Here is a 12,914-nt window from a genome sequence, read left to right as displayed (position 1 = left end):
TCACTTTAAATTGGAATTGGGTGGTCAATATCACTGGAATTTGCAGGCTATGAAGCAAACGGCAGCATTGATGCTAGGAATACTTGGACTAGGAGCGATTTTTGTGCAGCTGAATGAGGTAATGAATATAAACAAAAAAAGATGCTTACTTAAATTAGTAAACATCTTTTTATAACTATATAATTAACTTTAAAACTTCATCCTTTGTATTCTAACCGCATTTAAAATAGCTAATAACGCCACACCGACATCTGCAAAAACGGCTTCCCACATGGTGGCTAATCCACCTGCACCGAGGATTAAAACTATTGCTTTAACACCAAATGCAAGTATTATATTTTGCCAAACAATTTTCTTTGTTTGCTTGCCTATTTTAATAGCCATAGGAATTTTACTTGGTTTATCATCTTGAATGACAACATCAGCTGTTTCTATGGTGGCATCGCTTCCTAAACCACCCATTGCTATTCCGACATTACTTAATGCGACTACTGGTGCATCGTTTACACCATCGCCAACAAAAGCAACTGTTTCTTTTTTTGCAATGATTTCTTTTACTTTATTTACTTTATCTTCGGGTAATAAATCTCCAAAAGCATTAGTGATTCTGAGTTTTTGAGCTACAAACTGGACAACTGTATTTTTATCGCCACTTAACATTGTGGTTTTTACTCCTAATGCTTTTAATTTATCAATTGTGATTTGTGCATCTTCTTTGATGCTATCTGCAATGGTTAAATATCCAACAAATTTTTTATCGTAAGCTACAGCAATTAATGTATAAACGATACTTGATGGATCAATATCATACGAAATAGAGAATTTGTCCATTAGTTTGAAATTACCCACTAATAATTCTTTACCATTTACATAGGCTTTTAATCCGTGTCCTGATATTTCTTCTACATCTTTTAGCGTTATAGTACTATCAACATTTCCAACAAATTGATGAATGGCAGTTGCTACTGGATGTGTACTTTGGCTTTCTAAAGCATTAACCATTTTTAAAATATCCTCCTTATTGAAATCGGAATTAAAAACAACTTCTTGCACTTTAAAAACTCCTTCGGTCATTGTTCCTGTTTTATCCATTACAACATTTTGAACGGAAGCCATTACATCAAGGAAATTACTTCCTTTAAATAAAATTCCGTTTTTAGAAGCTGCGCCAATTCCTCCAAAATATCCTAAAGGAATACTAATAACTAATGCACAAGGACAGGAAATAACTAAGAAAATTAAAGCTCGATATAACCAATCATTAAACTGATAATTTTCTACAAAAAACATTGGTAACACACATATTGCAACAGCTAAAGCAACAACAATTGGGGTGTAAATTTTTGCAAATTTTCTAATAAATAATTCGGTTGGTGCTTTTTTAGCTGTTGCATCTTGCACCATTTCAAGAATTTTTGATAATTTACTATCCGTATAAGCAACGGTTACTTTTACTTGACAAACCGAATTTAAGTTTATCATTCCTGCTAAAACTGTTTCCCCTTTTGCTTTTGTGTCTGGTTTACTTTCGCCTGTTAATGCAGCTGTATTGAAAGAAGCAGTATCAGAAAGTAATTCGCCATCTAAACCTAATTTTTCACCTGCTTTTAGTTGAATAATATCTCCAATCTTTGCATTTGATGCTTTGATTGTTTTAGCTACATTATTTTCCAAAACAGTAACTTCGTCTGGTCGTTGGTCGAGTAATGTTTTGATATTTGCTTTTGCTCTTTGAACAGCTAATGTTTGAAATATTTCACCAATGGCATAAAATAACATAACAGCTACACCTTCAGGAAATTCGGCAATTGCAAAAGCTCCAATTGTAGCTATTGACATTAACAGAAACTCTGAAAACACATCACCTTTTCTAATACTTTCAAATGCTTCTTTAAGTACAGGAAACCCAACAGGAATATAAGCTAAAACATACCAAGTTATTCTTACCCAACCTGTAAACCAAGATTGTGTAAAATAATTATCAAAACCAATTGCAATCAATAATAAAACAAAACTTATTATTGCTGGTAAAAACATTTGAAACGTCGATTTTTCCTCGCTTGAATGGTCGTGGTCGTGTCCGTCATCATCAGAATGATGTTCGGTTTTTTTATTTATTTTTTCTTCTAATGAGCAACAAATTTGTTTTCCTTGCTTGTCGTAAATGTGCTGATGTTCCATACTATAATTGTTATGAATTCGAATTTAAAATTTCTTTAATATCTTCAGGTATTTCCATCACTTTTAAAGGTGGTACATTTGCACCACCTGTATTACCTACTGGAATATGACCAACAAATGATTTTACACCACCTACCAATAATCGTGGAATTTGACCAATAATTTCTTTTGAACTTTTTATCTTAATACCAAACTGCAACATTTTCCAATGTACAAAGGAATGCTCATAAGGATATTTTTGTCCGATGATGTGAGCACGTACCAAATGATGCCAAGCTATTTGTAAGTCGTTTAACTTTAAATTTTCAGCAGCCAATTGCAATTCATTTTGATAGAATGATACTAATTCTTTTGGCATTATTGTATTAAATTTCATAATTGAGTTAACCTTAATTTTATAAACTTAGACTACTATTTTTTCTAATGATTATGTCCGTCATGGTTTTCTTCAGAATGGTCGTGTCCTTCATGGTTTTCAGTTTCATGATCATGACCTTCGTGGTTTTCAGCTTTAGCTTCTATTAATTCCATTTTACAAACAGGACAAGTTCCTTTTTCATCATAAGTTTTACCTTTTTCACAATCCATTGGGCATTCATAAGCTACTTTATGCTCTTCACCCTCTTTATGATTGTGTCCTTCGTGTTCTGTTGCTGTTTTTGTAGTTTCTTCTTTTTTATTGCAAGAAACCGTTGTACCTAAAGCAATGGCAAGTGCCATAATTAAAATTGATTTTTTCATTTGTTAATTGAATTTAGATTATAATTTATATTACTAATTTTTAATGTGCATGACCACCACCACCTTCGTTTTTAATTAAATGGCTTTGAATGTAATAAGCTCCTTTTAAAACAATTTTTGCGTTTGCATCGATTTTTTGTAATAGCGTAACTTGTGTATATCCTAATTGTGTGGTGCCTGATTTTACCTCAATACGTTGAAAATGGAATGTTTTTCCTTCTGTTTCTTCGTGTTCGTGTCCGTCTTCATGATTATGCCCTTCTTTTTCGTCGTGAGCTTCTTCTTTATGTCCTTCTTCTAAAACAAAAATAAATTCGCGTCCATCAGCTTTAATAATTGCTTCAGTTGGAACTGCTTTTACATTATTTGAACCTACATCTATAAGCGCATTTACATACATTCCTGGTATTAATTTTTGTTGGTTGTTTGAAATATCTGCATGTACAGCTACAGATTTTGTATCGTTTTCAAAGGATTTACCAACACTAAATATTTTTCCTTTTACCTCTGAATTATCTTGATTCACTAAAACAAAACGTACATTTTGACCTATTTTTACCTTAAATAAATCTTTTTCATAGACTAATAAATCTACATGTAATTTAGAATTATCTACTATATTCATTAATGGTTTTCCTGCTTCAACATTAGTTCCAATTTTAATATAAATTTCGGTTAAGTTTCCAGAAATTGGAGCAAGCACAGGAACGGTTGCTGTTGCGTTTCCATTACCACTAATATTTAAAGTATTTAATTGTTTTTGTAGCGAATTAAATCGAGCTCTTTCAATTTCGTATTCTGCCTTTGTTTTTTGAAACGTTTTTTTAGAATTTACTTCTTCATCGCTTAATGTTTTTTGTCTTTCAAATTCTAATTTTAAAAACTCCAAATTACTCTTTGAAGTTAAATAAGCTTCTTGTAATTTAGTAAACTCTGGACTTTCAATTGTTGCGATGATTTGACCTTTGCTTACATACTGCCCTTCTGAAACATTAATAGTTTTTACAATTCCTGATGTATAAACTGAAACATCGGCTTGATTTTGTGGAGGTAACTTGGTATAACCATTTACATTTATTACTTCGCTTAAATTTTTATCTGAAAAAGTTCCTAATTGAATACTTGAGGCTTTAAATTGTGCTTCGTTTAGTTCTACTTCTTTTATTGCTGTAGGCTCTTTTTCATCTGAATGACTTTCTTCTGTATGTGTTTCGCCTTCAGTATGAACGTGACCATCACCTTCAGTATGACGCAAAGAGAAATATAAAATAATAGCAAGGATTATTGATCCAACTATTGATGCGTATATGATATTTGATTTCTTCATTTCTGTTTATATTATTGATTGATAGTATATTGTATAGCTATTATAGTTTGATTAAAATTATTTATAGCTTCATTATAATTGGTTTGTATTTCGGTAGCCGTTTCAATACCTTGTACATATTCTACATACGAAATATCTCCATTTTGATAACTTTTTGTAGCATTTTTAATTATTAAATCAGCATTAGGAATGGCTGTGTTTTTATAATAATCTATCAATGATTGATAGGTTGTAAGTTGCTCAATTTGCTGCTCTAAATGACTTTTAAATTGCTGGTTTATATAGTTAGCATTTTTTTGCTCTATTTCTATATTTGTTTGTGCTGCTTTACTTTTTTTAATAGTACTTCCCATAAATATAGGAACTGAAAGTCCAACAGAAAAACCTTGAAATTGTGGTGAATTATCATAGTATTTCGTTACACCATCCACTTCTTGATTCCCTGTTATGGATTGCAAAAAGTAGCCTACTGAAAACTCTGGAAATAAATTTGATTTTTCTAATTTATGATTGGCTTCAGCTATTTTCACTTGTTGATTAGCTAACTGAACTACTGGATTTTGTTTCACTAATGTGCTATCCATTTTTACAACAAAAGGCATAGGTCCAAAAGTTGTATCCGAAATTTCAATATCATTGTCTAAATCTAAAAGTGTTTTAAGCTTTGATTTTTCGATAGCAATTTGCGTTTTGAATTGTTTTATTTTTTGTTCTAATTCTTGTTGTTTAGATACTGCAATTGTTTTTTCTAAAGCACTTGTTTCACCTGTTTGAAACTTTAATGTTGCTGATTTTACAAATTTTTGCATGAGTACATTTTGCTTATCTAACAATGCATTTTGCTTTTCAAAGTATAGAATGGTATTCCAAGATTGACGAATAGAAAAAGTTATTTGTTGCCTTGAAACACTTAATTTATTTTGACTAGCCGAACTATTTTCTTGCAATAATTTTCTTTTTGCACTTATTTGAAAAGGATTGAAACTCTGACTAATTTGAAAATTTTTATCTTGAGCTTGCGAATTTATTTGTCCAAAAGTTCCTGAAATTTCTGTTTTAGGCAATTCGAATGCAGTCTTAACTAATTGTGATTGCATTTTAGTTTCTAAGGTAACCGCTTGAATGTTTAAGTTGTTTTTTAGCCCCATTTCTAATGCTTCATTTAAACTTAATTTTTGCTTTTCTTGTGCATTGATTGCTAATGAACTAAATAAAAATGCAAGTAGCATAGCTGAATTCTTCATGGTTTTTCGTTTTATTTTAATCCCTTTTTCAAAGTATAAATACAAAATTGGTAAGACAATTAATGTTAGTAGAGTAGCTGTTATTAAACCCCCAATTACTACTGTTGCTAAAGGTTTTTGAACTTCGGCACCAGCGCTACTACTTATTGCCATTGGTAAAAACCCAAGTGAAGCTACAGCAGCTGTTAATATAACAGGTCTTAAACGTACTTTAGTTCCTTCTTTTATTCGGTCATATACATTATCCATACCTTGTTTTTTAAGTTCATTAAAATAACCAATTAAAACAATTCCGTTTAATACCGCTACACCAAAAAGAGCAATAAATCCGACACCTGCTGAAATACTAAACGGCATATCGCGTAACCATAACGCCACAATACCTCCAATAGCAGATAATGGAATTGCTGTAAATATTAACAACGATTGTTTAATTGATTTGAATGTAAAATAAAGTAGGACTAAAATTAAACCTAATGCTACCGGCACAGCAACAGAAAGTCGTTTGTTTGCTTTGATAAGATTTTCAAATTGTCCGCCATAAGTAGTGTAATATCCTTCAGGTAATTTTAGCTTTTCGTCTAATTTAGCTTGAATAGTTTCTACAACTGTTTTTACATCAGCACCACGAACATTGAAACCTACAACTATTCTACGCTTTCCGTTTTCACGAGAAATTTGCATTGGACCATCTTCATATTTTACATCAGCAATTTGTTCTAACGGAATTTGATTGCCTGATGGTAATGTTACAAACAACGCCTTTAAGTTTTCGATATCTTTTCTGCTATCATTTGCTAAACGCACTACTAAATCGAAACGTTTTTCTCCTTCATAAACAACACCAGCAGTTTCACCTGCAAATCCCATACGAACTACTTTATTCAGGTCGCCAATTTTTAAACCATACAATGCTAATTTATCTTTATTGTATCTAATTGTTATTTGTGGTAAACCTGCTACACGTTCTGCTTTAGCATCTGAAACACCTTCAATACCATTAATCAATTGCACAACTTCCTCACCTTTGCTAACTAACATATCAATATCGTCACCAAAAATTTTAACGGCAACATCGCTTCTTACACCTGTCATTAACTCATTAAAACGCATTTGAATAGGTTGGGAAAACTCAGTAAACGCACCTGGAATATCTGACAAAGCATGTTCCATTTTTTCCATTAGTTCCTCTTTTGTTTCTGCGGAAGTCCATTCGCTTTTATCCTTCAAGAGAATAATCATATCTCCAGCTTCAATAGGCATTGGATCAGTAGGAATTTCAGCCGAACCAATTTTGGTTACAATCATTTTTATTTCGGGAAACTTATCTCTTAAAATTTGTTCTGCTTTTGTAGTTGCTTCCACTTCTTGAGATAATGAACTACCTGATGCAATGATTAAATGCGTTGCAATATCACCTTCATCTAATGTAGGAATGAACTCACCACCTAATGAATTAAAAAGAAATAAACATGCAACAAACAAACCAATGGCAACCGCAATAATTGCTGCTTTAAGTTGTAAAGCTTTTTCTAAAATTGGTGTATAGAAATTGTAAATTGCATCTATTATTTTATCGCTAAAATTCTTTTTATGTCCTGTTTGTTTTTTTAATGCCAAAGCCGACATCATTGGCACATAAGTTAATGACAATATAAATGCTCCTAATATGGCAAACGATACAGTTTGTGCCATTGGACCAAACATTTTACCTTCGATACCTACTAACGCTAAGATAGGAAGATAAACAATTAAGATTATTATTTCTCCAAAAGCCGCACTACTTCTAATTTTTGAAGATGCTTGATATACTTCGTCATTCATTTCTTGAGTGGTGAGTTTGCCTTTATTACTAACTTGGAGTCGATGTATTATAGCTTCTACAATGATAACCGCACCATCTACAATTAGCCCAAAATCGATAGCACCTAAACTCATTAAATTACCACTAACTCCAAAAAGTTTCATCATAGAAATGGCAAATAATAATGCCAATGGAATAACCGAAGCAACCACTAAACCTGCCCTCCAATTACCAAGTAGTAATACTAAAATGAAAATAACTATTAATGCTCCTTCAATTAAATTAGTTTGAACTGTACTTATAGCTTTGTTTACTAAAACGGTTCTGTCCATAAACGCCTCAATTTCTACACCTTCGGGAAGTGATTTTTTGATTTGTTCCATTTTGTCTTTAACCACCTTAACTACTTCACCACTGTTCTCACCTTTAAGCATCATTACCATTCCTGACACTTCTTCGCCTTTTCCATCTTTTGTAACTGCACCATAACGAATACTGCTACCTATTTGAACATTGGCTACATCACGAATAAGAATAGGAATTCCGTTTTGATTTTTAACCACTATTTTATTTATATCGTCGATGCTACTGACCATTCCGACACCTCTAATAAAATAAGCATAAGGTTTTTTATCTATGTATGCACCACCTGTATTTTCATTATTATTTTCTAATGCTTCAAATATTTCAGTGATGGTTGTATTCATACTTCTTAGCTTGTCTGGAACAACAGCTATTTCATATTGTTTTAGGTTTCCACCTAAAGTATTTACTTCAGCTACACCTTTTGTACCGATTAATTGGGGCTTTATTATCCAATCTTGAATGGTTCTTAAATCAGTAGCGTTGTATTTTTCTTCGTACCCTTTTTTGGGAAATACTACATATTGGTATATTTCGCCTAAACCTGTACTTACTGGAGACATTTCAGGAGTTCCAACACCTTTTGGTATGGTATTTTCTGCTTCTTTAATACGTTCTGTTATTTGTGCTCTTGCCCAATAAATATCGACATCTTCTTCAAAAACAACGGTAACCACACTTAAACCAAAACGACTTATGGAACGAAGCTCCACAACATTAGGAATTGATTTAACCGATTGCTCTATTGGATAGGTTATAAACTGCTCTACTTCTTGAGTTGCTAAAGTAGGTGAACTTGTAATGATTTGTACTTGATTATTTGTAATGTCTGGTAAAGCATCTATTGGTAAAGTATATAATGAATAACTACCTACAATGACTAATACAAGTGTAAAAAGACCAATAATAAATTTATTATTGATACTAAAATGAATGATTTTATCTAACATTTTATTTTGTGTAATGAATTATTAAACAGAGAACTGTTATTTTTTTAAAAGTTGTTTTAAAGACACAACTTATTAACCCGAAATTACTCGGGCTTCATTACACTAACTGTGGCGGTTGCCAAATGCTTCCGTAAAAATTTAAAAAAGAAGTTGATTTATAAAAAGAAATGGAAGTTTTTATTTCTTGAAATCGAACTAAGAATTGAAAAGATTGAACTTCTAAAAAGGTTAATGTTTGTTGACCACAACAATTGCAAACACAAAATGGAGAACATAAATCTGTTTCTTCATCGTGTGAATGGTTGTGTTGTGAGTGAGCTTGTGAATTTGATGAAATAGTAGTAACATCATTATGCTTATCTGCACAAGGATAGGCAGTAAGCATTACTATATATATTGATAATATGATGTTTAAGATTTTCATCGTTGTAAAAGTAGTATATTTTTACAAAAAATAAAAATAATTACAAATTGGGCTATTATTTTAAAAATAAGTTGATATCCCAAAATTGAATCCATCTGTTATAGATGGTGGATTTGATAGTATATCTCGTTGTTTTAGTAATCTATAATTTAAACGAATAACTGTTTGACTATTTGGTCTAAAACTAATAGCAGAAACCACACTCCATAAATCTTCACCTATATTACCACCTGTTTCGTTAAATTTACCTACATTCCAATCTACATATTCTAATCTACAAGCTACATTTAATGTTGCCTTTTCCCAACCTAACATTGTACGATTTAAAATTGGCTGAACGATATCTATAAAACCACCTTGTTGTTTACTTCCAAATTGTTGTGAATATGTACTAGGCACATCAACATTTATCCAAGCAAATTCAGTAGTAATAAAAGTTTTTGTATTTGGAAGTGTCGTATTGAAATCGATTGCAAAAATATTTACACTTCGCTTTTCATCTATAATAATGCCATCTTCTTGAAACTTATTGTAAACACCTCCCATATAAGACAAACCTATTTCGCCAATTTTACTATTTCTTACGGCTATTTTCCCTGTAAATAATGGTATTCCGCTATTAATTTCTTCGAATCTATCTGGATTATCTTTAGCTGCTGGTAAATAGGTTTTATTTTGAGTGTTTTCTATTATTGAATTATCAAAACTTCCTGAAAAATATGCCTCATATCCATACATCCAATTTTTATGGTATTTTTTACCGTATAAACCTGCCCCAACATTACTAAAAGTGCCTGGTAACATCTGAGTTGCTGGAATTGGTCTGTCTGTAAATTCCCATTTTGGGCCATCGTGATTTTGATTAAATGCCCCGATTGGATTAACAATAATTCCTGCTCTAAAATTTGCCAAAGGATGAAACTCAACATCAACAGAAGCGAATTCGATTGCAATTTCATTGCCACCTTCTTCAAATTCTAACTCACTTAAAAACTTTACTCGTTTACCTATTGATGAAGACATAAATATAGATAATCTTCTAGCTTGAAACTGATGTCCTTCTGAAACACCATCGGTAGTAAGATGTTGCCAATTGGTTTCTACATAACCTCCAATAGCAATTGGTGTTTTATTAATATTTAAAGTTGGACGATTATATATAGCATCCATATTTAATACTTTGGTTGTATCTTTTGATACTCTTTTTAATAGGCTAGGATCTATTTGTGCATTGATTGTATTACTTATTAAAAAAAAACATAAAATTATATAGGAAATTGAGATTCTCATTTTAATGAAACTTTTAAAATATTATTTTCTATTCGTACTGGAAATTTTCTTAAATCTGTGCTTGCAGGACCGCTTTCAACTATTCCTTTATTGCTAAATTCACTACCATGAGCTGCACATTGAAGTTTATCTCCAAAAACTTGAAGTTCTGCTCCTTGATGTGTACATTCCATTAACAATGCCATATACTCTGTTTCATTGAATCGATAAATACAAATAGGAAATTGTAATATTTCATTCTGAGCGATAATGTATTTTTTATATTCTATTTTTCCATTTGAATTAATTTCAAAATCAGTAATTGGAACTAAAAGATCTGAACCTTTTATTTCTTTTGACAAGACTTGTGCTGAGGAACAGCTTTCTAATAAAGAAATACCTGCAATAGTTGCTAAACAACCAAAACCGCATGTTTTAAGAAAATCTTTTCTATTCATTTTATAAGGATTTTAAAAATTTTAGTACTGCATTTTTATCTGCTTGAGAAAGACTATTAAATGCGGTTCTACTACCAGTTGCTTCACCACCATGCATAGAAATGGCTTGTTCAATACTACGAGCTCTTCCATCGTGCATTAAAAAATATTGACCTCCCTGTGAATTCGCAGAAAGTCCTAATCCCCACAAAGGTGGCGTTCTCCATTCATAAGTTTTTGCAATACCTTCTGTGTAACCATCATCTAAACCACTTCCCATATCATGCAAAAGCATATCTGTATAAGGTGAAAATGATTTGAATGATAATCCAGTTATTGGTGAATATCCAGTTGTTAAATTTGATTTATGACAGCCTGTACAATTAATTTGTTCAAATAAATTTCTACCCTGAATTACTTCTGTGTCATTTTGATTTCTTTGAATAGGGGCTTTTAATGTTTTAAGATAAAACACTAAATCATTAACCGTTACATTTGCTACTTCTGGGTCAATTTCTTCATTAGTGTAAACATCGATAGGATTAAAAGTTGATGTTATTCCCATATCTTGATTATAAGCATTTACTGTTTGATGCAATAAATTAAAAGCTGCCGCTTTTTTACCAAATCGTCCAATATATTTTCCGTTTTGATTTACTGCATTTTCAGGGTTAATATAGCTTGGGATAGTTATCCAATTGGGTACACCCGAAATACCATCACCATCTGAATCGTTTGGGTCTGCCATTGCTAAAATATCAGCATCTGTAAGGTATTGTAAAAAGCCTAAACCTGTGTTTGCAGGTGGTGTAAATTTTGAAAATGTAGCTCCAAAAGGAATTTGTTCAGGAGTATATCCTGGTAAAGCTCTATTTTGTAGTTGTGGACCTCCTAAATGTAAAAAGGTATTTCCAAATTCATCAGCTTGACCAAAACGAATTAGTGTAGTAAAAGGGTGTCCTTTTCCATCACCTGCATGACAACTAATACAACTTGTTGCAACAAATGTTGACCCTAAACCCGTTTGTCGTGTAAAGACTTCCGTAAAAGCTACATCACCTTTTAAAAACCTTGCTAATTCTTCATTTGATAAACCATCAATTGTTCCATCTAAAACTTCATCGTCAGCTGGAATATCTACATAGCTTGTTTCACACGAGATAAGCATAATCGATAAAAACGAGAGAGTTGTTATTTGCTTAAAAATTGTTTTCATTATTCTAATAATTATTTTTAGGCAAAACTAAAATATTAATTAGGTAAACACAAATTAAATAAAAAAAATATAGTATGAAAAAGATTTATAACTAATGGAATATGACAAAAAATCTAATTATTGGTGTTTATTTCGTTACAAAAAAAGACATTAAAGCATAAAACATAAAAGAACATAAGTAGTGAGATAATGAATATGTAGATAGCTATAAAGGTGTAATTAACAATCCTTGTATAGTTCACACTATAGATAATATGTATTTAAAACAAAAGTAAATTTTAAAAAAGTTTTAAGCATACGTAAAACCGTACGGATTTATATAAAACCGTACGGTTTTCCTCATTCGAAGAAAATTTTTAGTTTTCTGCTGTAGTTGATTTTAGCAAGATAGTCAATGAATTCGGGTAGTTCAGAGAGGGAAAGTAAACCCGATGTGTTTCTTGGTAAAGGTTTAAAGTTGACTTCCTTTATGTGCTTTTTGAAGATTATTTCACCCAAAGTGAAACGCAATAATGATTTTACATATTTCCTTGAATATACTTTATCTTCGTTTGAAATCTTTTCAGGCATATAAAGCGTTACTATAATTTTTTTACTAGCTATATTGTAGTCTTCTAACTTAATTAAAATTGATTTAATCATCTCTATCAATTTGTCTGAAAATTGGTTTTTATTTTCTGCACATAATGGCTTTAGAAATGTGTGAGTTGTAAAGTATTCTAATCTTGGTGCTTTTTCTCCTAACGCTATGATTTTAGGAAATAGTTTACGATATCCGTGAGCTGAAAATAAGACACAAAATTTGTTATGATGATTGTTTTGCATGTAAATGTAAATGACGATTCTTTTTGAAACATAGTTGAGGTTTCGATGTAGGTTTTCTATTACCTCATCGGAATTAATTCCTAGTTTGTAGGCGTGGTAAATGGCTTGTTCATTTTGTTGGAACCAGGTCCAG

The 12,914-nt window shown here is 31.5% G+C and carries 10 protein-coding genes; all 10 read right to left on the bottom strand.

What is annotated here, in order from left to right; genetic code table 11:
• Positions 1–189: 189 nt before the first annotated feature.
• Positions 190–2,181, bottom strand: a complete 1,992-nt coding sequence (locus tag M9Q43_RS13870; protein ID WP_262319455.1) for a heavy metal translocating P-type ATPase — start codon at positions 2,179–2,181, stop codon at positions 190–192.
• A gap of 10 nt (positions 2,182–2,191) precedes the next feature.
• Entirely contained in the window at positions 2,192–2,557 is a 366-nt protein-coding gene (locus M9Q43_RS13865) for a DUF3703 domain-containing protein (RefSeq protein ID WP_262319454.1), read from the bottom strand.
• A 44-nt stretch (positions 2,558–2,601) separates the two neighbouring features.
• On the bottom strand, positions 2,602–2,922 hold the full coding sequence (locus tag M9Q43_RS13860) for a heavy metal-binding domain-containing protein (protein WP_262319453.1): 321 nt from the start codon (positions 2,920–2,922) through the stop codon (positions 2,602–2,604).
• A gap of 40 nt (positions 2,923–2,962) precedes the next feature.
• Complete coding sequence (locus M9Q43_RS13855; protein WP_262319452.1) at positions 2,963–4,249, bottom strand: efflux RND transporter periplasmic adaptor subunit; 1,287 nt, start codon at positions 4,247–4,249, stop codon at positions 2,963–2,965.
• An 11-nt stretch (positions 4,250–4,260) separates the two neighbouring features.
• Positions 4,261–8,610 carry a CusA/CzcA family heavy metal efflux RND transporter gene (locus tag M9Q43_RS13850; RefSeq protein ID WP_262319451.1) on the bottom strand — a complete coding sequence of 1,450 codons (4,350 nt, stop codon included), beginning with the start codon at positions 8,608–8,610 and terminating at the stop codon, positions 4,261–4,263.
• A 97-nt stretch (positions 8,611–8,707) separates the two neighbouring features.
• Positions 8,708–8,995 (bottom strand): DUF6660 family protein, encoded by a 288-nt coding sequence (locus M9Q43_RS13845; RefSeq protein ID WP_262319450.1) that lies wholly within the window; start codon positions 8,993–8,995, stop codon positions 8,708–8,710.
• Positions 8,996–9,094: 99 nt separating this feature from the next.
• Entirely contained in the window at positions 9,095–10,204 is a 1,110-nt protein-coding gene (locus M9Q43_RS13840; protein ID WP_262319449.1) for a hypothetical protein, read from the bottom strand.
• A gap of 116 nt (positions 10,205–10,320) precedes the next feature.
• Positions 10,321–10,761 carry a QcrA and Rieske domain-containing protein gene (locus tag M9Q43_RS13835; RefSeq protein WP_231834648.1) on the bottom strand — a complete coding sequence of 147 codons (441 nt, stop codon included), beginning with the start codon at positions 10,759–10,761 and terminating at the stop codon, positions 10,321–10,323.
• Position 10,762: 1 nt separating this feature from the next.
• Positions 10,763–11,956, bottom strand: coding sequence for a di-heme oxidoredictase family protein (locus tag M9Q43_RS13830; protein ID WP_231834649.1), 1,194 nt, complete (start codon positions 11,954–11,956; stop codon positions 10,763–10,765).
• A 339-nt stretch (positions 11,957–12,295) separates the two neighbouring features.
• A partial coding sequence (locus M9Q43_RS13825) for a hypothetical protein (RefSeq protein ID WP_262319448.1) occupies positions 12,296–12,914 on the bottom strand: 619 nt, incomplete at its 5' end.

The organism is Flavobacterium odoriferum, assembly GCF_025499515.1.
Taxonomy (GTDB): Bacteria; Bacteroidota; Bacteroidia; order Flavobacteriales; family Flavobacteriaceae; genus Flavobacterium; species Flavobacterium odoriferum.
This window is presented reverse-complemented; position numbering and strand designations above follow the sequence as displayed.